The 22682-nt window shown below is 44.9% G+C and carries 21 protein-coding genes and 1 tRNA gene; 8 read left to right on the forward strand and 14 right to left on the reverse strand.

The annotated features are described in order from the left end of the window. Positions 1-162: 162 nt before the first annotated feature. On the reverse strand, positions 163-666 hold the full coding sequence (locus Q7V32_RS06340) for an NUDIX hydrolase (RefSeq protein ID WP_304896138.1): 504 nt from the start codon (positions 664-666) through the stop codon (positions 163-165). A gap of 147 nt (positions 667-813) precedes the next feature. Between Q7V32_RS06340 and Q7V32_RS06345 the strand changes: the two genes are divergently transcribed. Both Q7V32_RS06345 and Q7V32_RS06350 read left to right on the forward strand, forming a co-directional pair. Beyond that, positions 814-1380, forward strand: a complete 567-nt coding sequence (locus tag Q7V32_RS06345) for a cytochrome c (protein WP_304896139.1) — start codon at positions 814-816, stop codon at positions 1378-1380. A gap of 16 nt (positions 1381-1396) precedes the next feature. After that, positions 1397-1792 carry a hypothetical protein gene (locus tag Q7V32_RS06350; RefSeq protein WP_304896140.1) on the forward strand — a complete coding sequence of 132 codons (396 nt, stop codon included), beginning with the start codon at positions 1397-1399 and terminating at the stop codon, positions 1790-1792. A gap of 91 nt (positions 1793-1883) precedes the next feature. Here the strand turns inward: Q7V32_RS06350 and Q7V32_RS06355 are convergent, their stop codons facing one another. The 7 genes from Q7V32_RS06355 to Q7V32_RS06385 form a co-directional block, all read right to left on the reverse strand. Further along, positions 1884-2384, reverse strand: a complete 501-nt coding sequence (locus tag Q7V32_RS06355) for an alpha/beta hydrolase (RefSeq protein ID WP_304896141.1) — start codon at positions 2382-2384, stop codon at positions 1884-1886. A gap of 472 nt (positions 2385-2856) precedes the next feature. Continuing rightward, positions 2857-3843 (reverse strand): sterol desaturase family protein, encoded by a 987-nt coding sequence (locus Q7V32_RS06360; RefSeq protein WP_304896142.1) that lies wholly within the window; start codon positions 3841-3843, stop codon positions 2857-2859. Positions 3844-4433: 590 nt separating this feature from the next. Then, complete coding sequence (locus Q7V32_RS06365) at positions 4434-5024, reverse strand: DUF882 domain-containing protein (RefSeq protein WP_304896143.1); 591 nt, start codon at positions 5022-5024, stop codon at positions 4434-4436. A 312-nt stretch (positions 5025-5336) separates the two neighbouring features. Further along, on the reverse strand, positions 5337-8399 hold the full coding sequence (locus Q7V32_RS06370) for an efflux RND transporter permease subunit (RefSeq protein WP_304896144.1): 3063 nt from the start codon (positions 8397-8399) through the stop codon (positions 5337-5339). Continuing rightward, on the reverse strand, positions 8396-9490 hold the full coding sequence (locus tag Q7V32_RS06375) for an efflux RND transporter periplasmic adaptor subunit (protein ID WP_304896145.1): 1095 nt from the start codon (positions 9488-9490) through the stop codon (positions 8396-8398). Before Q7V32_RS06375 ends, Q7V32_RS06370 begins: the two co-directional genes overlap by 4 nt. Before the next feature lie 392 nt (positions 9491-9882). Then, complete coding sequence (locus tag Q7V32_RS06380) at positions 9883-10167, reverse strand: hypothetical protein (RefSeq protein ID WP_304896146.1); 285 nt, start codon at positions 10165-10167, stop codon at positions 9883-9885. A 189-nt stretch (positions 10168-10356) separates the two neighbouring features. After that, positions 10357-11268 (reverse strand): LysR family transcriptional regulator, encoded by a 912-nt coding sequence (locus Q7V32_RS06385; RefSeq protein WP_304896147.1) that lies wholly within the window; start codon positions 11266-11268, stop codon positions 10357-10359. A 286-nt stretch (positions 11269-11554) separates the two neighbouring features. Between Q7V32_RS06385 and Q7V32_RS06390 the strand changes: the two genes are divergently transcribed. Next, a complete protein-coding gene (locus Q7V32_RS06390) occupies positions 11555-12022 on the forward strand; it encodes an NUDIX domain-containing protein (protein ID WP_304896148.1) in 468 nt (155 codons plus the stop codon). 59 nt (positions 12023-12081) lie between these two features. Here the strand turns inward: Q7V32_RS06390 and Q7V32_RS06395 are convergent. After that, a tRNA-Asp gene (locus Q7V32_RS06395) sits at positions 12082-12158 on the reverse strand. Between the two features lie 182 nt (positions 12159-12340). Further along, entirely contained in the window at positions 12341-12730 is a 390-nt protein-coding gene (locus Q7V32_RS06400; RefSeq protein ID WP_304896149.1) for a hypothetical protein, read from the reverse strand. A 367-nt stretch (positions 12731-13097) separates the two neighbouring features. Between Q7V32_RS06400 and Q7V32_RS06405 the strand changes: the two genes are divergently transcribed. Both Q7V32_RS06405 and Q7V32_RS06410 read left to right on the forward strand, forming a co-directional pair. Beyond that, positions 13098-15326 (forward strand): TonB-dependent receptor domain-containing protein, encoded by a 2229-nt coding sequence (locus tag Q7V32_RS06405; protein ID WP_304896150.1) that lies wholly within the window; start codon positions 13098-13100, stop codon positions 15324-15326. Positions 15327-15610: 284 nt separating this feature from the next. Continuing rightward, positions 15611-16090: a PepSY domain-containing protein gene (locus Q7V32_RS06410; RefSeq protein ID WP_304896151.1), complete on the forward strand. Its 480-nt coding sequence runs from the start codon at positions 15611-15613 to the stop codon at positions 16088-16090. 139 nt (positions 16091-16229) lie between these two features. On the opposite strand, the gene Q7V32_RS06415 is transcribed toward Q7V32_RS06410, so the two are convergent. The 4 genes from Q7V32_RS06415 to Q7V32_RS06430 all read right to left on the reverse strand — a co-directional run bounded on the left by Q7V32_RS06415 (position 16230) and on the right by Q7V32_RS06430 (position 19289). Beyond that, positions 16230-16985 carry a peptidase gene (locus tag Q7V32_RS06415; RefSeq protein WP_304896152.1) on the reverse strand — a complete coding sequence of 252 codons (756 nt, stop codon included), beginning with the start codon at positions 16983-16985 and terminating at the stop codon, positions 16230-16232. A gap of 197 nt (positions 16986-17182) precedes the next feature. After that, positions 17183-17992, reverse strand: a complete 810-nt coding sequence (locus Q7V32_RS06420) for a transglutaminase family protein (RefSeq protein ID WP_304896153.1) — start codon at positions 17990-17992, stop codon at positions 17183-17185. A 124-nt stretch (positions 17993-18116) separates the two neighbouring features. Continuing rightward, complete coding sequence (locus Q7V32_RS06425) at positions 18117-18812, reverse strand: mobilization protein (RefSeq protein ID WP_304896154.1); 696 nt, start codon at positions 18810-18812, stop codon at positions 18117-18119. 237 nt (positions 18813-19049) lie between these two features. Further along, complete coding sequence (locus Q7V32_RS06430) at positions 19050-19289, reverse strand: hypothetical protein (protein WP_304896229.1); 240 nt, start codon at positions 19287-19289, stop codon at positions 19050-19052. Here Q7V32_RS06430 and Q7V32_RS06435 point away from each other — a divergent pair. The 3 genes from Q7V32_RS06435 (at position 19204) to Q7V32_RS06445 (ending at position 22589) form a co-directional block, all read left to right on the forward strand. Then, positions 19204-19602 (forward strand): putative lipoprotein, encoded by a 399-nt coding sequence (locus Q7V32_RS06435; RefSeq protein WP_304896225.1) that lies wholly within the window; start codon positions 19204-19206, stop codon positions 19600-19602. The two genes, Q7V32_RS06430 and Q7V32_RS06435, sit on opposite strands and share 86 nt — an antisense overlap. 247 nt (positions 19603-19849) lie before the next feature. Continuing rightward, positions 19850-21733: a hypothetical protein gene (locus Q7V32_RS06440; RefSeq protein ID WP_304896155.1), complete on the forward strand. Its 1884-nt coding sequence runs from the start codon at positions 19850-19852 to the stop codon at positions 21731-21733. 202 nt (positions 21734-21935) lie between these two features. Then, entirely contained in the window at positions 21936-22589 is a 654-nt protein-coding gene (locus Q7V32_RS06445; protein WP_304896156.1) for a DUF938 domain-containing protein, read from the forward strand. Positions 22590-22682 lie beyond the last annotated feature (93 nt).

Genomic DNA, 22682 nt, shown 5'->3' on the forward strand with positions numbered 1-22682 from the left:
CGCTTTGAATTAAGGGTGTAGGTGCTTGATTTCAAAGGACGCGTAAATGCGTCCCTGTAGCTCTCTGCAACATCCCTGTTGCAGAAGCCTTTTCAATCAACCACCTACACCCACTATAATTGGAGGGGGTGAGCAGATACATTTCTTTTTTGATTTCATGAATTAAAAACCGCCTGCCGCAGGCAGGATGAAGTCGGAACCTACGCTTGAAGCATCACAAAACCCTGGAAATTCTCCACGGCAATAAGCGTCATAGGTCCTGACCATGATTTCCTGTAGTCCGGGCACCAACTCAAAATCATCTAATTGCTGCATACTGACCCAGCGAGCTTCAGAAACATCGGTCTGGGCAACAGGTATTGAGGAGCAAGCCTCTTCAAGTTCAGCCAAAAAATCAACGATGACATAGTGAAACTGATCAATCCTTCTTTCAACAACGGCGACCATCGACACTACCCGAACATCCATGCCTGTTTCTTCCTTGACCTCGCGACGGCAAGCTTCGACCAACGTTTCTCCCGCCTCCAGTTTGCCTCCTGGAATTGACCAGAGCCCGAAAGCCGGAGGCTGATTACGCTTGATCAGCAACACGTTATGCTGAGCGTTAAATACGATGCCACTGACACCAATAGCAGGAATGGGAGGGTTATTTATAGGGATGATCATGACACTGAATTGATGAATAATATTTTACTGACATGAGAGCTAAACTGGGTTTATAGTGAGGACAGGTAATCAGGTTACATCCATTGAAAAAATAAACCTGTCATCACAATGCCCACCTTCCCTCTTATTTCAAAACGGGAGACTGTCATGCTAAACCACAAATCTTCATGGCTGTTATGCGCGTCAATCATTGGTTTGCTTGCCTTACCCTGCTCCGCAGCAGAAACTTCATCCGGAGAAAAACTGGCCACCACTTGCACAGGGTGTCACGGCGCTCAGGGCAATAGCGGCTCTCCCGATTTTCCCAACCTGGCTGGCCAACAAGCCGCCTATCTGGTTGCTCAGCTCAAAGCCTTTAAAGAAGGCCGCAGGAAAAATTCAATCATGAACACTCAGGCCGCAAACCTGAGTCAATCCGACATGGAACAGCTCGCCGCCTATTTCAACAGCCAGCAAACCCAAAGCGCAGGTGGCGACGCGGCCTTGTCAAAACAAGGATCGACGCTGGTTAGTCAATGCATGGGATGCCATGGCGAAGCTTTAAAAGGCAATCTTCATATCCCCCGCTTAGCCGGTCAACAGCCTGATTATCTGATCAGACAATTAACCGCTTTCAAGAAAGGCGACCGTAAAGGCGGACCTATGCCGACCGTAGCCGCACAATTTTCTGAAGCCGAGATACAGGCAATAGCCGCCTATCTGGGCTCATTATAATGTTAAGAGAGTATCCATGATTAAAAAATTATTTTTATTGTTCGCTGGTTTGACTGGACTGTTTTTTTCAGTTCAGGGACTGACAGAACAAACAAAACAAAGCCCTGAAAGCCAAAAGTCGATGAATGCAAAACAAGCCATCTTCGCGGAGAAACATAAACGCTATCTTGATAAAGAAGCCCAAAAAGAGGAACTCCAAAAAAAGGTCTGGACTAAAGAGATGGAAAGCACAGTGCCCAAAGACAGCTTTGAGGCATTTGAGCAAAAACGAAACCGCCATCAGGTGTTGCTGGAACAATTGACTAAAGATGACGAAATGGCAGAGAAAATTGAGAGCAATGCTAATGCGATAAAAAAGGCAATCGAGGAACGTGAAATGGCAACCTCGCCGAAACCGCATCAACCTCTCTAACCACCCGAACCAACAATACCAAAAGCCTCAAATTGGATCATCAATCGGCAAGGGATTGCCATTAAGGCAAAAGACTTAAGATCAAACCTTCTCATCCTAATTCGGCAAGAAAGCGATCAAATTCAGCGGCCAATTCCGGCAGAACGCTCATCAACCGATGATCGGCGTCATAAAGATTCAAACGAATCCGATGGGTCTGACAAAATCGCCAGACATGCTCAGGCGGAACAATATCGTCTTGCCACCCATGAAAAACAGCTATCGCCTCAGCCATAGGCGTAAAACCGGTTATTTGGTAACCGGGCAGATAAAATGCAGGTGCCAGCAAAAACAGTCCCTTAGGTTTAATAACGGGTGAGGCCACCGTCGATATATAACCACCCATACTGGACCCCACCAGCACCACGCTGTCATATTCCTGCCAATCTGTTGCCAATAACTGCTTAACCCGTTCATCCGGATCCGGTTGTGTCCGATAATCAGGACTTTCGACCTCATATCCATGACGCTTGGCCACATCTGCAAAAGCCCGGGTTTTCTCACCCCAGGGCACACTATCCTTGCCGTGACTATAAATAACTTTCTTTTTCATGAGCACCTATTAAAAGAATCGTCTGTAAAATAGCCTCAATTTTGGGGCAGTCAGAATGGCGCATCTCACTGCTTGTGCAGCAATTCTCAATTTGAAGGGAAAAAAGGGCTGAGGGAAGCTTTTTGAGGATGTCGGCAGCAGGGGGGAAGATTTTTATTCAGGACAAAATCTGCATTTCCACCGTTCTTGGCGGTCAGATGCTGCTGTCAAGCCCCCATGGAAGGTTTACGACGCTCCTCAAAAGGCTTTTCCCAGCCCAAAATGACGCCGAAAAGATCAAACTGAGAATTGCTGCTGCTTGAGTAACTTATCGTGTTTTCAAATAAACCGCATGCTTTTTAATCCATTATGCACTGCAATATGAGCAAACATTCACGATCTGATTGCTTTATCTTCGTAGAACTCAAACAACAAAACAAGCAAGCAGGGCCCGCTCGATAGAGCTAAACCCGGCTGCACTAACGACATCATTTTATTCGCCTTGCAGGTTCATGAATCGCATTCTGATCTCACGTTCGGCCTCCACCCAATCCTTGAATGTATCGCCCGTTGAAAACCCCCGTTTTAAGGCTTTGTAATAAGCAGCCTCAGCCACCATGGTCTGGATACTTTCAGTGCTTGCAACAGGCAACTGACTTTTTGCATTTTTTGCCGTATTGATGAAGCCGAATTTTAGCTGAGCCCAAAAGCCGGGCGATGACTTATCTTTTAAGCCAATTTCTAATGGCTCGGCTTCTGCCGCAGTGCCCAACACCCTGTCCCAAAGTGAAAAAACCGCACCAAAATTGCGATCATGCTCGGCTCTTTCTTTGGAATGATGAAGTCGGTGTAAAAATGGCACAATAAAGATCCTTCCCATAACCCGCTCAAAGGGAAAGGCAATGTTGGCATGATGAAACATTACAAATAATGTTGTCACTGCCTCGATCAACAATACAGTCGACTTATCAACACCTAACAATAAAACTGATCCGCATTTCAAAAGATTGGTCAGTAACAGCTCTATGGAATGCACCCGAAATGCAGTCGAGGTGTTGAGATGAGCATCACTGTGATGGACCTTATGAAACAGCCATAGCCCTTCAAAATGGTGACAGGCTCGGTGCCAGAGGTAAAACAGCAGATCGAACCATAAAAACGCCAGGAGCCCTTTAAGCAGAGGGCTTTCAATAAATGACAGCAAACCTTTGCCATCAGCCAAATCGGCTGAAAATAACAACAGCCCGGCCGAGAAAAACGATAACACCACACTGTTAAATAAAAATAATGAGGCATTTGTCCGGCAGGATTGACGCCACTCCTTGAATGTCCACTTTTTATAAGGCGAATGCGCTTCCAGGGACAACAGTATCGAAAAAAACATCAGCAGTGCCGCCGATGCTAAGCGGCCGGTACTGATATCACTCCAATCCAGTAAAGCGCCCAAAACATCAGAGGATAAATTAACAGGGTTTAACATAGCATTTCTCCCATTATAGAAACCATCAAACCGTTGTCTTCAGCGTCCTCTGCTTAGATAAAAATCATGAAAAATCTATCCTATCCAAGTCTGGAAAAAAACAACTGGTGCTTGTCAATATATAACAACAAAAGCTAATATTGTGCCAGACTCACTGTTTTCAACAAATCTCATTGATATTACAGTACATTTATTATATTAAATTAATATGACAGCTTTTAAGTCGCTTGATTTTGTTGTTTTTTGCACTCATTTGGTTCGCTTTGATTCCTTGAATTCCCGGAATTTAGACTTAAGCATTAATTGGCATTGCTATAAAGACCGTCAGCCCTTAAAAGGCTTTACATAAACCACTGTATAAAAACAGGTGAGCGGAATCGGCAAATAAAAAAAGCGACATATTTTAAAAAGATGTGCCGCTTTTTTAAGATGAATGGTAACTACTTGCCCGCTTTCAATTGAGGATGTAGATGCTTGATTTCAAAGTACGCGTGAATACGTCCCTGTTGCAGAAACGCTTTCAATCAACCAACTACACCCAATAAAATTGTAGGAGGTGAGCAGATACGATGAATGAATTATTGAACAATCTACCAGGTTCTGAAATCCCCGGTATCAATGTGCACGAAATCAGAATGGCCATAGTAGCCTACCCCACCTTGTCGCATAGCCAAAGCTGCATTACGAATTTTTCTTGTGTCCACACCGGGCAAACGAATGTCAACGGCTTTTCCCTGCATATGCAAGCTGTGCTTTGCTACGCCGTGGGTTTGTTTTCTCAAGATGGCGTTCGTAGATGGAGACCGATAAGCCGACAAGATATTGAAAGGTTTATTGACGCCTAACATCATCCGAAGATCATACAACTGATCAAGTAAAGCAGGATCAATAGGATGCACATCTCCCGAACGATAATCGCGAAGCAAATAATTGATCTCCTGCAATGCCTCGCTGATATAACGGCCTTGCTCGAAATAAGTCAATTTTAACTTGTCGCCGGTGTGCATGTTTTGAAAGGCCAACGTTTTATAAACCGGAAAACGTCTTACCGATGCGTTAGCAATGACAGGTGTTCCAATCGTCAGCAGCGTGCCATAAGCCATGTTTTTCAAGAACCGCCGCCTTGACGCAACCACACTATCCTCGTCGTGACCATGGTTTTCTAAAATATGCTTTGTCATAGTTGATACTTCTGTTTGTTAATCAATTTAATGCAGACTCATTCTTAACAGTCTGCCTTAAATTTAGCTTAAATGAAAAATATTGCGATCTTGTTTTCATTTTTTCAAAATAAAACAAGCTATTCTACTGTCCTTTTTTGAAAACAAAAATCGGCCGTTTGGTCTTGCTGTTTGCCGCCTGACGCATGGGATCTGTTTATAACTCTGCCAAATAAGGCATGGATTAATTTACAGCTCTCAGGCTTTATAAAGTATTATTTTCCGGCACGCAGGGCCTTCTTTAACAGCAAATTGGCAAGAACAAAATCAGACTTAGACGATAGGTAACGTTTTTTTAACCTCCAGACTACGATCTCGCGCAATCAATAAATAAAATGCGGGCACGACAAACAAAGTAAACAATGTCCCGACGCCCAATCCACTGGCAATAACCAAGCCAATATCAAACCGGCTGGCAGCTCCAGGTCCTGATGCCATTAACAGAGGCACCATCGCCACTATCATTGAAACCGTCGTCATCAATACTGGTCGCAGCCTGATTTTTGAGGATTCTTCAATCGCATCGCGCTTGGACATGCCTTCCGTAAGCTGCAGCTGATTGGCAAACTCAACAATCAATATGCCGTTTTTTGCTATCAAGCCGACTAAGGTAATCAGTCCAACCTGGGTATAGATATTGATTGTGGCAAACCCTAGCATGATAAAGGCCAATGCACTCGCTATCGACAATGGCACCGAGATCAAAATAATCAGGGGATCGCGCCAGCTCTCAAATTGCGCGGCCAGCATCAGATAAATAACCAATAAAGACATGAAGAAAGTCAAGATCAAGGCGCTCCCTTGCTGGGCGTATTGCCTTGAGCTTCCGGTATAATCGTGACTAAAACCACGCGGAAAAACGGCTTCAGCCTCCTGCTCAAGATAGGCCATCGCATCGCCTAATGACACACCCGGCGCCATCATGCCGTTCAACGTCAAACTGTTCAGCTGCTGAAACTGCGTCCGTTTACTGGGCTCAACCGAATGTTCGATACGCACCAGCGAGGAGAGCGGCACCTGCCCTCCTGACGCCGTTCTCAGGTAATAATTATCGAATTTACTGATATCCAATCGCGCCAAATCATCAACCTGAGGAATGACTTTGTAGCTTCGGCCTTGCAGACTGAACCGGTTGACATACTGCCCGCCTAACAACGTAGCCAGATTTTTACCGATTTCCTGCATCGTAAGACCCAAATCCGCCGCTCTGTCTCTATCAATCACTAACGTTGCTTTGGGCCGGTTAAATTCGACGTCCTTCATTAAAAAAGAAAACCGTCCGCTCTGCATCGCGTTGCTAACGATTTGATCCGCGACCTTATCCAGGGTTTGATAATCAGCATCCGTGATCATGACGAATTGCAAAGGCAACCCACCGCCCGAACCGGGCAAGCTGGGCCTCGGAATAATAGCCGTTTGAAATCCGGCAATATCGTTCACCTTGGCCTGCAAATCCGGCTGAATCGCCATTTGAGAGCGCTCACGATCAAAAGCTGAAGGCATTTTGAAGCCGCCGAAAACCGCATTGTTATCACCCCCAAATCCCAGTAACAAGAAACTTTCCTTATATTCAGGAAATGTTTCAAAAACTTTGATCAATTCACGTGTATAGGTTTCGTTGTAGTTGAGTGTCGCTGTTTGCGGACCCGTCGCCATAAAAAACAGAATGCTCTGGTCTTCTGTCGGCGCCAATTCCTTTTGCGAAAAATTAAACATGAAATAAATGCTGATCATGACCAACGCAGCAAATACGGCAATTGCTGACGGAACGTCCAACAAGGGCCGCAAAGTTCGCTGGTAACCCTCAGACAAGCGAGTAAATGCATGTTCCACAAAAATTTCAAAGCGGCTTGCCTGGCCTTTCTCCTTCAGTACTTTCGAACTGAGCATAGGTGCCAAGGTGAGCGCCACGATACTGGAAATAATTACGGCTCCGACCAATGAAAAGGCAAACTCGGTGAATAACGTACCAACCAGTCCTCCCATGAAGCCGATAGGCAGATAAACGGCGATGATCGCCACTGTGGTTGCAACAACAGGTAGCACCAACTCTCGAGTACCGACTATTGCCGCATCAATCCGGGACTCGCCCATTTCAATATGCCTGTGGATATTTTCCACGACAATAATAGCGTCATCAACTACCAGGCCTATCGCCAGCACCATGGCCAGCATAGTCAGCAAGTTAATCGAATAGCCCAATGAGAGCATCAAAATTGCGCCGCCAATCAGCGACAAGGGCACGGTTACCGAAGGTACCAAAGCCGCCCGAACGGACCCCAGCGTCAAATAGATGATCAATAAAACGATGATGACTGCTTCAAACAAGGTCCGAAACACTTCATCAATCGAATCCTGAATGAACTGGCTGGCATCGTAAGGCAGCAAGACATTCAATGATTCCGGTAAATCTTTTTCAATCTCCGTCAACTGGGCCCTGACCGCATTAGCAACCGTCAGGGGATTGGCACCGGGCGCTTGTTCAACGCCCATAAAAATAGCTATTTTGCCTTTATACCAGTTGACCGATTCATAATCTTCACTGCCCATTTCGGTATCGGCAATATCTCTTAATCTGACCAATGTTCCGTTCCGGTTACCCACCACCAGATCGTTGAATCCGGTTTCATCGATCACATCCGTTGTTGCACTCAAATCTATTTTGACGAAGTTTCCTTTGGTTTGTCCGGCTCCGGAGAGGTAATTATTGTCTTTAAGCACATCGGAGACATCTTCTGCCGTTATGCCTAACGCCGCCATACGTTCAGGCTTCAACCATATCCGCATGGCAAAAGTTTTGTTACCTAACAGCTTGGCTTTTCCAACGCCAGGCACAGCCTGAATTTTAGGCTGTACAACTCGAAGCATATAATCGCTGATCTGAGAGGCAGACATCGTATCGCTGTACAAGGCAATATACATCAAGGCAGTGGTATCGCCGGTTTGCGAGGTTATGACCGGATCTTCTGATTCAGAAGGCAAAACATTGCGCTGACTGGCGACTTTGGCCTGTATTTCGGATACGGCTGCATTCGGATCATAATTGAGCCGCATGTGCGCCTCAATGGTCGAAATCCCCTGACGACTGCTCGATGACAGATAATCAATCCCATCGGCCTCCGCTATCGCCTGTTGCAAAGGTGTGGTGATAAAGCCCTGAACCAGATCGCTGCTCGCGCCCGGATAAGAAGTGGTTACCGTCACTACGGTATTTTCTGTCTCGGGATACTGACGCAATTCTAACGCTGTCAACGACCTTAAGCCGATAACCAGGATCAGTAAGCTGATTACGCTGGACAGTACCGGTCGTTCAATGAACAAGTCTGTAAATTTCACGGCTGCCCCTCTCTTTCTCCGGGAGCAGGTTTGTCATCCAGCGTCACCGGCATACCGTTACGTAATTTAACCTGTCCGGCACTGACGACTTTTTCTCCCTGATTTAAGCCTTTCACAATCTGAACACGGCCAGCTTTGGTTAACCCTGTTTCGACTTGTCTATTTTGAACTGTCAGTCCTTGCTCACCGGAGACGACAACAAAGGCAGTACTGCCATAGGGATTATAGGTAATGGCCGTATCCGGCAAGGTCAGCACTTTAAGTGGCTGTTGCGATAAGATATTGACCTGAGCGAACATTCCCGGACGTAAATAACGCATCTTATTGCCCAGTACCGCACGAATTTTGACCGAGCGGGAATCCTGATCCATGGCCGGACTGACGGCACTGATTTTTCCTGTAAAAACCTGCTCGGGATACGCCTGAATAGTGGCGGTAATCTGTTGATTTATCTTTACTCCACTTAAATCGCGCTCAGGAACAGTAAAGTCGATATAAATAGGATCCAGTTTTTGCAGCGATACAATTGCCGAACCGGGCGCAAGATACTGACCTAAATTGACCTGACGAATCCCAATTTCACCGTCAAACGGTGCTCTAATCAACTTTTTGTCGATCAGCGTTTTCTTGGTGTGCACGGCGGCAATCGCTTCTTCCAGCAAAGCTTTGTTCTGATCATAAACAGACTTTGCAACAAACTTTTTATCAATCAGCTGAGCGCTTCGATCGAACCTTACCTGAGCAAACCTCAATTCGGCCTGCAATCCATCGAGTTCAGCGCGATCTGTAGAGGCATCGAGTTCAAGAAGCAGCTGCCCTTTTTTTACTGTTTGTCCCGATTCGAAATGAATGGCTTTGACAATTCCGGTCACCTCGTTGCTCACATCAATACCCGCCACTGCGACAAATGAACCGACTGCAGAAATGGTCGACGGCCAATCCTCCTGTATGACCTCAGTAACCGCCACAATGGGCGGTGGCGGCGGATTAAACGCTTGAGCCGATTGACTTATTTGATGGAATTTCAATCCGAATAAGCCACCAAAAATCAATAGCGTAATCAGCAGGATAATTAAAGATCGTTTAAGCATAGTGTGTTTGCGCCGGATATGACGCCTGATTTAATGAAGATGGAAGTAATGAAATTGGCCAGAACCTTAGGCGCATTAAAAACAGAAGAGTTGTTCAGTCCATTAGTAGAAAAATATAAATAATGAATGCAGTTTAACAGACTCTAGCAGATTTCAACTGCTCTCTTCTGATTATCAGTTGGGTAATGATGAAGAATCTTTCTGACCCCGAAGCGAACAAGATGGTTCATTTAGAGAACCATCCAGACAAAGCTTGTTGATAAAGCTATTGAGAGGATTTAAGCGGCAATCAAGTCAGCAACTTGATAAAACCAGTTATTTAGGGATATGAGGTAGGTTCAAATGCGAAGTTAAAAGCGTCATGAGCGCGTTTTACCCTTGTTTATTGCTGGTTAAATGAGGCTTCCTTTTCCATTATTTTTGCGGCTAAGTTCAGAAAATAATGGGGATACACCTTGCAAATCGGGGCTGGATTCAGCCAGATCAACAAGACCGAAATTTAAATCGAAGAGTAAATCCAGACATCCATCATATTCACTGTCATGCTGATTTTGAGCTTCTTCTGGCCCATTATGCAATTGCGATTCCCTGATAAGCTCATTTCGGATTTGAGCAAAATGCGCTCTAAGTTGAGCCGCAAATTCTTCTTTTTCCAACGTGTTGAGCAAGGTAGGCATAGTGGGTTACCTCAGTTTAAGTTGTGACGGTGCAGCTTGAAATTCAGAGTTAACCTAATTGGGTTAGCTCTCTTACCCTAGTTTTTTTTAAACAAAGGTGTGACTCCATTTTAGCTGATTAGTTCTGGCCGCTTATCAAATCGGGTGATTTTGATGTAATTTTGAGTTTTATTTGAGATTCCACTTTCACTAAAACTTTTGAATACTCTCAAAATGTTGTTTATCAAAAAAATGACTCAGGAAATTTACAAAAGTGGTTATTTTGGCGGGGATAAATCGTCTTTGCATGTAGGTCGCATAAATAGACAGTGCAGGTATCCGGTAATCCTGCAGAATTTCGATCAGGCGGCCTTGTTCCAGATAATTCGCCACCGATAGTTCCGGCGCTTGCGTAATTCCCATCCCCAAAGAAGCCGCCTGACAAAGCGCTCTCCCGTTATTGGAAGCAAAATGCCAGGTCGTTCTGAGTTTTTTCTCTTCACCGGCCACATTAAAAACCCAAAAATCTTCATGGGGCGTATCGATATAATGCAGGCATAAGTGTTGATTCAGTTCATCGATATCGCGCGGCTCGCCGTATTTTGCAATATAAGCGGGTGATGCATAAGTACATAACTTCGTTTCGGCAATTTTTCGCGCAACCACCCCTAAATCAACCGAATTGGAAACAACAATTGAAACATCGTAAATTCCCTCACTCAGATTGATATGGCTGTTCTGTAAAGACATCATGATTTTTACATTCGGATGCTGGTTTTGGTAAGCCTCAATCGCTGGCACCACATAGATGCCGCCAAAATCGATGGGCGCTGTTACCTTCAATATGCCTTTGACATTTTTGCCTAGTTCAGAAATATCCTCATCCAGTTCGGCCAATTCCTCTAACAAAGGTTTACTGCGGGCATAGTAACTTTCTCCGGCCTCGGTCAGACTGATACGGCGCGTAGTCCTGTTTAACAAAGCAACGCCCAGAGACTCTTCCAACTGCGCAATGTATTTACTCACCATCATCGCCGATACATTGATCTCTCTGGCAACCGCCACAAAAGTACCCAGCTCTACAATCCGGCAAAAAACCCTGATGTTATTTAATTTATCCATGGCACCCCTAATATAAACAATAGGTTTATATTTTATAAACCTATTTGCCTATTTGAAATTTAATTCACACTGATACACTGTTTAACGGAGATAGTAATAACCGCCTTTATTCAATGACTCGTCATTGAGTTTAGGCGGTTGTAATCACAAACATCTGCTCCATCCGCGTTACCTTCTTGTTTTATCCCCCTACTTTTCTTGCTTACCCCGGTTACTATTGACCTATAATTCCGTATGCGATTATAAACAATATCTCAGGATTCGAATGCTAACAGAATGGCTTAACGTGGTCGATGATAACGACCACATAATAGGTGTAGATTCAAGACAGCGAATCCATGCTGAGGGATTAAAACATCGGGCCGTTCATATCCTGCTGTTTAATGATGATCATTCCCTTTTTTTACAGAAACGATCACTATCAAAGGATATCAATCCGGGACTTTGGGATAGTTCGGCTGCAGGACATGTAGATGCGGGCGAAACGTATGAGCAATGTGCTTATCGGGAACTTCAGGAAGAATTGGGGCTAATTAGCTGCCCTCTTGAATTTTTATTTAAAATTCCTGCTGCAGCGGTTACCGGCAAGGAATTTATTCAGGTTTATAAAGGCATAGCAAACGGCCCGTTTTGTCTAAACGCAGATGAAATTGAAACTGGTGCCTGGTTTTCTTTTGAACAAATGTCCACCTACATCAACAACAATGACATGATGTTAACGGATATTATCAAAATGATTTGGAGCAGGATTTAAGCTAAAAGCGAATGAATATTCGAGCTTTGGGTGTTCTTGGAATACTTGCAAAAATACTTTGGCGGAGCGGACGGGGCTCGAACCCGCGACCCCCGGCGTGACAGGCCGGTATTCTAACCAACTGAACTACCGCTCCGCAAAAGAGGGCGTATTCTAACTTAATCAAACCTTTCGTCAAGCGTTTTAAGAACAATATCAGTTCAATTAAATTTTCAGAGCCTACAGACCGGTATCAAGATCGCCAGCAGGGAAAGGTCTTGGCCTTTCACTGCTGGCCATGCTTATTTGGCAATCTCTATTTAGATAATAGGAGTTCGTTTATTTTTTAATAAAATGATAAATATCGCCGTATTTACCTTTTAACGTCATGCTTTTATCGTCTCTTTCAACCAAAGAAAACGTATCATATTTATCAGACCGGCCCAAAAGAGATATTTTTAATTTTCCATCTTCAATCAGATAGCTGACAGGCGTTTGATCGTAATAAATACCTTCTCTGGGAATATGAGTAATGGTGACTTTATCGCCACTGAATGCCCATGAGTCTTCTCTTGCGATTTTTTCTGTGGAGCTTACTGTTTTTTTAGTGTATTCAAGCTTCCAGGCACCCTGAACATCTTGATTCGACTGAAATGCCATTTCGGCGCTGACTATCCCTGTAAAAGCCGACAAAACCACCAGAATTGCGGCCAAATTAATTTTTTTCATAATTTTCCCCTTGTTGTTAGTACTGAATCGACATTTTACGCCCACCTTTGCGTAAATGTATTGTTATATTATTAGTAATTACTAATACTCACAAATTTATTAACCTATCACTCGGTTAAACCCTTGTAATCTGGAGGTTTATAAGCACCTCAACCGGTCGAATCAAGCTACCCGATAACCCTTTTTAAGATACCCGCCCCGCCAAATGCTCTTTCAGCAAAAATAAACTCACCTAGTTAAATCATTCCTTTATATTAAGCCCAACTCGGCGACCCTCATTACATTAAGGATTTTTTCCTATAGGGATCATGAAAAATGCTCACTAGAATGGCCCTCTTTTTAAATAAATGGCTAATGAGCGTATACCATGTCCTTAACCCAACCCGATAGCAATACGAGCTTACTAAACGCCGGAAATAATCTTGGCTTGCCTTTTGAACCTGACATTGCCCGCAAAAAACAGGCCTTAATTACTGCAGCCGTGTTGACGGCTCTGAATATACCGGTAGCCATGGCCGAAAGGTTCGATGATGCGCCACCGGCCCTACAATTGCCTAGTCTGGAAATTATCGGTGAAGAGCCTACGCAACTGGAACACATCCCAGGCTCTGCCTTCGTAATCGACAAAACCACACTCGATCGTCAAGGCCCCTTATCCAATAAAGACGCTTTACGTACCGTGCCAGGTATTCATATCGTCGACGAAGACGTGCTGGGACGCCGGATTAATATTGGCATTCGCGGCCTGGATCCGAGACGCTCAACCCGGACCCAGTTATTGGAAGACGGTGCACCCATTCAGTTGGCACCTTACGGCGACCCCAGCAACCATTACCTGCCGTCCAGCAAACGTGTCGATCATATCGAGGTTTTAAAGGGCTCAGGTCAAATCATGTACGGACCACAAACCGTAGGGGGTGCCATCAACTTTGTCAGCGCGCCTATTCCTGAAGAATTTGCCGGATCGATTTCGGCCGCGGGCGGCAATAACGGTTATTACGACACCCATCTAAGAATGGGCGGTACCATCGATAATGTCGGGCTTTCCTTGGACTATATCCGGCAAGAGGCTGACGGCAATCGTAGCGGCCAGCATCAGGAAGTTGATGACTTGGCGTTGAAAAGCTTGATTAAATTCAATGACCGGCACCGCCTCATGCTGAAAGGCACATTGACTCACGAAGACGCAGACATGGGCGAAGCAGGTCTCACCAGTGCAATGTACCGCAACAACCCGCGCACGAATTTTTTGCGGAACGATACCTTCGAAGTGCGCCGCTATTCGGGGCAAGCCTTATATGAATTCGACGTGTCCGATTCGATGCAATTCAGCACGAATATCTACGGCAACCATATGTTCCGAGAATCGATACGCCAGGCGAATGATTCATCAGGGATGAACAATTGCGCAGTCCGAGGTGAACCTATTTCCGCTGGCGTGGCACCCAGCTGCGGCAATGAGCAACGCCCCAGAACCTACAATGTGTTCGGAATAGAACCCAAACTGGTATTCACGCACAATTTATTCGGCGTTCAAAGCGAGACCACCACGGGAATTCGTGGCCACTTCGAATGGGCGGATAGAGAGCGCTATGTAGGCAATGACGGCCCCAGAGATACCACACAAGGCACCGGACGAAATAATCATAACCGAAATCGTTACCAAGACAATTCATTGGATACGCAAGCCATGTCTTTCTTTGCTCAGAACCGCTTTTTCCTGGGTGATTTTACCGTCACGCCCGGCATACGTATTGAACACTATGAACAAGACAATACTAACCACATCAACAAGGCTTCTGAATCCTATTCTCGAACTGAAGCCTTGCCAGGAATCGGCGCCACCTACAACGGCATTGACAACATGACGCTGTTTGCAGGCGTACACCGTGGCTTTGCCCCCGCACGAATCGATGATGTGTTGAACCCAATTAACGGCGTACTGAGTCAGGTTGAACCGGAAATGAGTTTGAATTACGAAGCCGGTGTGCGAACTTCTCCTATCCCCGGCATCACCGCCGAATTAACCTATTTCAGAATCGATTTCCAAGATCAAATTGTCAATGTGCCCGTGCCTGATGATGACGATTTTTTCAAGAACGTGGGGGAAAGCGTTCATCAGGGGGTAGAAACAGGATTCCGTCTGGATTCGGATAAACTCTTCGGTACCGAATACAATTATTACCTGACTACCTCGTATACCTATACCGATGCATTTTTCGACAGAAATGTATCGGATGCAGAACCAGCGATTGTAAAGGGAAACCGCCTGCCCTATACACCTGAACATTTAATTAACGCAAACATCGGCGTTGAAACACCTTGGGGACTGGATCTGCGCTTTGGCGTACAAGGCGTAAGCGAACAATTCAGCGACGTAGAAAACACGGCTGCCGAAGATGAAGACGGTCAACTGGGCATCATTCCCGGTTATACGACCTATAATGTCTCGGCTAATTACCAAGTCATCAAAGATGTGAATATCTTCATGAACGGCTACAACTTGAGCAATAAAAAATACATAGCCAGCCGAATAGACGGCATTCAACCAGGTCAAGGCTTCCAAATGATGGGCGGCGTGAAATGGAGCTTCTGATTTGGATTCTTTTATTTTTAGCTTAATAATGAGTCATTGATTAACTCAAAATACCGTTCTCCCTGAACTTCATAAAAGGGTGAACGGTAATCTCATTTTAAATCGTCCCTGCTTCGACTCGGCTCAGCACGAACAATCTACATTTTTACAATGAAAGCTTTCATGAACGACAATATTATGAACATTGGCTGGTTCTGAGTGCGTATGGCCCCTTATACCTTCTCTCAGAATAACGGGTTACTATTAGCGCTCAAACCCAGCTTTTTTTAAAAGGAGAAATACTGATGAACATCCGATACTGTTTGACAGGACTGTTAACTGTAATCGCATCCAGCGCTCTAGCGCAGGAAAACAGTCCATTAGACGTGTGCCGCAATGCCGCTAATCAGCTCGCCCAAGGCGAAATTGTCAAAATCGAGCTGGAAAAAGAAAAAGGCATGGAAGTCTATGAAATCGCGATTAAATCACCCGACGGCAGTAAATGGGAATTCAAGTGCGATAAGACCAGCGGTAAAATCATCGAAACAGAACAGGAATTAACTAGCGCTGATCACCCTGCGTTTTCAGCATTAAAAAAAATCGATGAAACTGAAGCCCGTAAAATTGCCTTAGAAGCTCATCCCGGCACGATCACCGAAGTGGAATATGAAATAGAAAACGGAATCGCTATCTACGAGTTCGAAATCAAAATGGCGGATGGGAGCAAAATGGAAGTCGAAGTCGATGCCGCTACCGGTAAAATTGTAAAAGCGGAAAAAGATTGAATGTCTTGATGACCTGAAATAACTTCCCGCTTATTAATTTTCTTGAAGGGGCGATTGAGATCGATCCTAAAGATCAATCCGGGAAGTTATTGCCGTCTAAATTCTTAACGATAGTCAGAGCTTGCGATCTTTAATCAATTTACAAATCCACTCTCATTTTTTTGACCGCAACTTTATCCAGAGCGGGTAAACCGGCAATTGCCTCGCGGAGTTTATTTTCCCAGCTTCTTCTGAGTTGCAATAAGTAATCATCGTCATCGTCAAAACAATAATATTCATCCAATCTAAAGCTGTTTTTACGGTAAATCAGCATTTCTATCGGCGGCCCTACACTGGCATTACTGCGGATGGTTGAATCCATAGACACCAAACAGCACCGGGCTGCTTCGTCTATAGAGGTGCCCAATTTAAGAAATCGATCCAGTATCGGTTTACCGTATTTGCTCTCGCCGATTTGTAAAAAAGGGGTCGTAGCTGAGCTGGTTATACTGTTGCCTTCCGCGTAAATCATATAAGCCCCTTGCGGCTCACTACCTATCTGACCTGCCAGTATAAAGCTAGCAGAAGGGTTAAAAACCGATTGACCCTTGGAGCTTAAATGCTGCTTTTGTTTTTCAACACTGACATAACCCAGGTAATCAGCCGCCTCTGATAAACATTCCACAGAATTGATGTTAACTTCGGCTTTCTTGATTTTATCCCGGTGTAATTGCTCCAGAACCGCTTGAGTCGTTGCCAGGTTACCTGCGCACAGTAAAATAATTGTCCTATCACTGTGGGTATCGAATGCATGCATTTTGCCATGCGTGCTGACATTATCGATACCGGCATTGGTCCTTGAATCGGAAAGCAAAATAAGTCCTTCGTCTATGGAAGCCGCAATACAATAGGTCATAAATAAAATTCGAAATTAAGCAGAAACAACTGTCAGTTTATCCTAGGTGTTGTTTGTTATCTAGTTACTATCATCCTAACTATTCAGGGTATCTTATATTTAAGACACAGGCTATTGATTTATAGGGCTATCTGACTCTGGGCTTTGCCGTCCGAACTTAACAGGATGTATTCAAGCAGCTCCCAGCATAATCCTTATCAAACCTTAGAGAGATGGCCATCTAACTGTTCTACCTTGACAACCATTGCACTCAAAATACACCCCAGACCAAACTGGTGAAACACCGGCACATCCGCCGCATCACGTCCAAATGCGACCACCACCCTGCCTCCGCTCAAATCTGCCTGGGTTGGATCAAAGGTATACCAGCGCCCACCCACATAGACCTCAAACCAGGCATGCAAATCCATGGGCTCAAGCCCCTGCAGATAACCTGCTACGAAACGCGCCGGGATACTGATACTACGGCATAATGCGATGCCCACGTGGGCAAGATCGCGACAAACACCGAAGCGGCGGCTGTATATTTCCATTGCAGAGAGAGGGATATCACTGGAACCCGGCAGGTACTGGATTGATGCTCTTATCCAATAAACAATAAGACTGACTTGATCGTACCCCGGCAGCGCATCGGCCACTATGTCTCTGGCCAGTTCACCAAAGCGGTCAGACTCGCAATAACGGCTTGGCAACAAAAACGGCAACACATCATTGGGAAGAAATTGAATTTCCACAAAGTCCAAGCCGGATGCAAAATCGGCATGGGCAGCAGTGATGACTTCAGCGGAACTATGGATGACTAAATTACCTTTGGGAGCGACTAAGCGCTGACAGGAATTGCCGTAGCTGTCCGTACTTTCAATAACCGGAACAGAGGGCTTGATGGTATACATTTCGCGCATAATCCATTGATTGATACCCCTGAACGGGCGCAACTTGAATATCAATGCGCTGGCATCTTCTATCTTGAAACGGAGATTACAACTGACTCTGAGTTTTATGCTCATATAAAATGATGGTCGTAACAAAAACGCAGACTGACGGCATTGCCAAAAAACAATGCCGTCATGATGTTAAATTAAAATCGGCTGTGTCCATGTAATGGGGTTCAGCCAATTAACATTCAGTCCATTAAATACCAACCGATTTCAGTTCGTTGTAAGCATGTCTCAACCACATTTTGACCCTTTGCCTTTCCAGCAAACCCAAGGCATTAGCATTCTCGCCATCCTTGTTTTGCGCGGCCCAAAAACTGGAGCTGTTGCCGTCAATCTTGGTCATGACCGGCGCGTGCAGTTTTTTCAACGTGATGACTTTGGCATTCAAATCCAACGCACGATCTTTTACACCCGAGTGTTCCAAAATAGAAAAATCGTCATCGCGCAATTGATTCTGCACCAGTACATAGTTAAGTTTTGAACCGAATTGATCCAGTAATTTGGCGAGAAGCTCGACCGAATCTTTACCGGAATCCATCACGTTCCAGTAACATAAATTGACTCCCATTTCTTCGGCCAATTCCAGCACGCCCGATTCATCGATCCATCTCGCCAGCGGAAAATGGGTTTGAGCAGCAAGATCAACCAAAATGCGTGTTCCCGGATTCTCCACAGCGGTTTCTATGATGGCATCAAGACTTTGATAATCATCAATTACCGTAGGTGATGCATAATCGGTATAAAAGCGCAGCAAAGCGCCATGCGAGCGGTCGGTATCGAATCCGACAAACGGAATATCGCTATCGATCATATATTGCGCCAGCAAGCGCGCAACCACAGATTTACCCACACCGCCTTTTTCTCCACCAATCAGATGAATAGTACTCATGTTTTCCCCGTAAAATTAATGCAGATAAGTTGTTGAAGTTAAGAGATAAAGCCGGTTAATTTGAACGGCAGTTAATCGTATCACATTCAAATCAACAAAATCTGGCCTATTCGAAGTCCGGTCATGTATATCAAAGCCAAAGCGTTCACTCCGCTTTTCTTACTTTTACTGTGAACTGCTATAATCGCTTTCAATTGAGCCCAAAGGCACTTTAGATTTCGGTTTTATGCAGACCCTTTACTTATCTTCGCTCAAAAAGGGAAGAATTTCAGGTGTCGAAATAAAATGCGATGAATTCATTTTTTTGATCATCCAGGAGAAAATCATGCATTTATGTTCGCACCGTTCCCTGTCAAAACGAATAAACCTAGCGCTTGTCTGTTTGCCACTCGTGCTTGGAGCATGCTCATTTTCAACAAGCTCGGAGAGCTCATCAGACAGCTCCGGCAGTATTTCGGATTCGGCAAGTTCGGTCATCAGCAGTCCTTCATCGGCATCGAATAAGGAAAAAAGATACCAAAAAGATGTCGCCGACTACACCATGGCCTACGTAAAATCATCCGATCCTGATGCTGATTACAACAGCTATCTAAAAGGTGTCAGCGACATAGCCGAGAAAATCGGAATTGCCAACTGGGACCAAAACCCTAAAACCTATATCGCTATCGGCAAAGGCCTTAAAAAAGCCGGGGTAGAGGGTATTGCTTACGAAACCTACAAAAAGAATTTTGCTCATTACAGCCAGGAAAACATGGGCCACATTCAAGACGGTTATGACTCAGAGAAGTAAGCGGCATTTCAACAGATTAATAGGCCCGCTCCTACAAACGACGCTCAGGATATCGCTGCAGATAACTTCCCCCTTTGAAAAAGGGGGATCGAGGGGGATTTATTAATAAAAACTCTCCCCCAGCCTCTCTTTTTCAAAGAGGGAGAATAATGGTACGGTTCGACATAATCCGAATTCCGGGAAGTTATTTATGACGGAATTCTTAACAAAACTTTCCAGCTACTGTTGCAAAGCCAGGAACCGGAGCATGAAAATCATCAACACTTTTACGATTTTTATGCTCTGGTGTTTTGTATCAGCCACCACTTCGGCGGCCACCTTCAACTATTTGTATATAGAAGCAAACGAAGGCAATTCCAGCGGCGGACACAGCGCGATACAATTTGGCGAATACATTTACCATTATCAATACATCGACCCGGGTCTGATTCGTTTATTCAGACAAGATCCCAACGATTTTCACTTTTCCTACCGCTATTTGCAGAACCGGCCTATCCATCTCAGCGAAATTGACGTCTCTGAAGCAACATTCAACACCCTGAACGATTATTTTCAGTGGCAGTTTTTAGACCAGGAACAGCATTACAAACATCTGGAAGCGGTCAATAAAGAATATCAATTGATTCAACAGCTGTTAGATAAGCCGGAAACTGATTCAACGCTGCGTCTTAAAGGCGCCGGTTTATTTTACCCAAGCAGTCAAACTAAGAGCCGGACTCCGGATGCCGATTTGGCAACCCGGCAATCCGGCATGATGATTGAGCTGCGAAATAAAATCGAACAACACCATGGCCGTGATTTTTTAACTCATACGCGTCTTGCCCTTGAAGCAGAGATCAACGCATTAAAACCGCTAGACTGGTCGGCCGCTTATCCATTGCCGATCGAGAGCCAACGGCCCGCACCCCCCTATTCTTTTGCCGATCACTATAACGATGCTTTAACCGGCTTGTTTGCCATCAAAGTCTTGCAAGAGGCAAAGTCCTTGCAACCTGACGCTTTCTTCATGCTGGACCCGCAAACACAGCCATTGACTGACACCGAAAAAAAGCAGCTGGTCGTTTTGCGCCAGCAACTGGAAGCCACCCTGTTGCGATCATTGAACTCGGGACGTCCGGATTGGGGCTACGCGGCAATCATCAATATGGCCCGCTACATTGCCGTTGATACGTCTCTGCAACAGGGGCAATGGGTTTTCCTCGATGGTTTTAGCGAAACAGCGCAATGGATAGAGCCTGCAGAATTTATAAATGACCCGCAACACATGGAACAACTGATTAGCGAGGCAAAATTGAGCCTGGATAATCTTCAGTCAACGCTGGTTCAATCCGATGCTTATTCTGAAAGCGAATACAGTGAACTGGAATTTGCAGCCAATCGATACGCTGAACTAGTGAAAGGGCAGCACCTGATGCCCCTCCGGTTTTACGGACAAAAGGCTCTCCCCAGTCTGGGCATCGATTTACCAAAAGACCCCAAACCCGATTTGTCCGAACAACAACTGAAGGCAGCCTTAGTTGAACTGGACACTTATCGAAAGCAATGGATGGGCCAGTTAAAACAGCGCTACCAGTACGATCTGATCACGCGTAATTGCGTCACTGAAATTTTCCGCAGCATCGATAATGCACTGCTACAAAAAGCACCTCAGACCGAGTCCATCAAGGCACTCTCCAAGCAACATCTGGGTGGTTATGTCAAAGCTTCTTATAACTTCATACCGTTTGTGTCTTACCAATCAGTGCTTGATCAATACCGCATCAACCGCAGCGAAACCATGCCGTCATACCGGCAGCAGGAAATGACCAAGCGCTATCAAAATGGACAGCAACTACTTATCCGCCTGCAGGAATCCAATATCCTCAGCAGCACCTTGTATCGCTATAACCCGGAGGATGCCTTATTTATTTTTTTTACCGACGACAACACCCCGCTCAGACCCTTATTCGGTGCGATCAATACCACAACCGGTATCGGACAGAGCTTACTCGGCTTGTTGAGTTGGCCGTTTGATTCGGGAAAGAATTTAAAATCAGGCGCAACAGGTGTTTTAATGAGTCTGCCCGAACTGGTCTTTTTTAATATGCGCAAGGGCAGTTACAACTATCTACCCTACAAGAAAATGCAGTAAACTCTCAAAAAAGTGAAATTAGTTTGCATAATTTGAAATTTTATTTCACATTCCTTTTTTCTATAAAAAATAACTCCTTGATATTTATCGATATTGTAAATATTAATAGTTGGCCTATTGTTTGCTTTGTCTCTGGCTAGACAGGCAGTACGTACTTGTTTTGTCTTATAACTATAAATTAAACCCTAATGAGGAGACACAGATGAGCACCGATAAACCACCTTTAAACCCGCATCCGTTAAGTGAATATGTGGCCTGGGCCGGCAACCGCAACCGCGAACCCATTCTTGGCGTATTGAAAGAAAAACTGCCCAAAGAATCAGGGCGCGTATTGGAAATGGCCAGCGGTAGCGGCATGCATATCAATTATTTTGCCCCCCACTTCGATCACTTGCATTTTCATCCCTCTGATAGAGACGTTGAAGTCTTTGACAACATCAAAAATCTGACCAGCGAACACGGCAACGACAATATTGCCGATCCCGTTCATCTTGATCTGACCGATCCCGAAACCTGGTTTAATCCGGGCGAAAAAAATTCTTTTGACGCCATTTTTTGTATCAATATTTTTCAGGTTGCTCCCATTTCGATTGCTGACGGCATGATGGAATGCGCTTCACATCTGTTGAGCGATAATGGCGTTTTATTGATTTACGGCCCGTTTAAAATGGAAGGCGGATTCACCACCGATTCAAACGAAGAATTCCATAAAACCTTGGCGTCTTATGAAGTGCCTGAATGGGGATTGAAAGATGTAGCCGATTTGAAAAAAGCGGCCGCTGCTCACGGCATGGAATTAAAAGAGATCATTGATATGCCTGCCAATAATTTTTCACTTATTTTCGGCCTCAAATAAAGCCTAAGGAAAGCGTCATGTACCTGCTTCTCAACGAAATGTCAGATGCCGGCCGAAATAAAAGCGCTATTCCCGGCCTCTTAACTCAAACCA

The organism is Methylicorpusculum sp. (assembly GCF_030651835.1).
GTDB lineage: Bacteria > Pseudomonadota > Gammaproteobacteria > Methylococcales > Methylomonadaceae > Methylicorpusculum.

Coding starts and splice junctions, on each gene's coding strand:
- Q7V32_RS06340 (WP_304896138.1), bottom strand. CDS start 666: ATGATCATCCCTATAAATAACCCTCCCATTCCTGCTATTGGTGTCAGT.
- Q7V32_RS06345 (WP_304896139.1), top strand. CDS start 814: ATGCTAAACCACAAATCTTCATGGCTGTTATGCGCGTCAATCATTGGT.
- Q7V32_RS06350 (WP_304896140.1), top strand. CDS start 1,397: ATGATTAAAAAATTATTTTTATTGTTCGCTGGTTTGACTGGACTGTTT.
- Q7V32_RS06355 (WP_304896141.1), bottom strand. CDS start 2,384: ATGAAAAAGAAAGTTATTTATAGTCACGGCAAGGATAGTGTGCCCTGG.
- Q7V32_RS06360 (WP_304896142.1), bottom strand. CDS start 3,843: ATGTTAAACCCTGTTAATTTATCCTCTGATGTTTTGGGCGCTTTACTG.
- Q7V32_RS06365 (WP_304896143.1), bottom strand. CDS start 5,024: ATGACAAAGCATATTTTAGAAAACCATGGTCACGACGAGGATAGTGTG.
- Q7V32_RS06375 (WP_304896145.1), bottom strand. CDS start 9,490: ATGCTTAAACGATCTTTAATTATCCTGCTGATTACGCTATTGATTTTT.
- Q7V32_RS06380 (WP_304896146.1), bottom strand. CDS start 10,167: ATGCCTACCTTGCTCAACACGTTGGAAAAAGAAGAATTTGCGGCTCAA.
- Q7V32_RS06385 (WP_304896147.1), bottom strand. CDS start 11,268: ATGGATAAATTAAATAACATCAGGGTTTTTTGCCGGATTGTAGAGCTG.
- Q7V32_RS06400 (WP_304896149.1), bottom strand. CDS start 12,730: ATGAAAAAAATTAATTTGGCCGCAATTCTGGTGGTTTTGTCGGCTTTT.
- Q7V32_RS06405 (WP_304896150.1), top strand. CDS start 13,098: ATGTCCTTAACCCAACCCGATAGCAATACGAGCTTACTAAACGCCGGA.
- Q7V32_RS06410 (WP_304896151.1), top strand. CDS start 15,611: ATGAACATCCGATACTGTTTGACAGGACTGTTAACTGTAATCGCATCC.
- Q7V32_RS06415 (WP_304896152.1), bottom strand. CDS start 16,985: ATGACCTATTGTATTGCGGCTTCCATAGACGAAGGACTTATTTTGCTT.
- Q7V32_RS06420 (WP_304896153.1), bottom strand. CDS start 17,992: ATGAGCATAAAACTCAGAGTCAGTTGTAATCTCCGTTTCAAGATAGAA.
- Q7V32_RS06425 (WP_304896154.1), bottom strand. CDS start 18,812: ATGAGTACTATTCATCTGATTGGTGGAGAAAAAGGCGGTGTGGGTAAA.
- Q7V32_RS06430 (WP_304896229.1), bottom strand. CDS start 19,289: ATGACCGAACTTGCCGAATCCGAAATACTGCCGGAGCTGTCTGATGAG.
- Q7V32_RS06440 (WP_304896155.1), top strand. CDS start 19,850: ATGAAAATCATCAACACTTTTACGATTTTTATGCTCTGGTGTTTTGTA.
- Q7V32_RS06445 (WP_304896156.1), top strand. CDS start 21,936: ATGAGCACCGATAAACCACCTTTAAACCCGCATCCGTTAAGTGAATAT.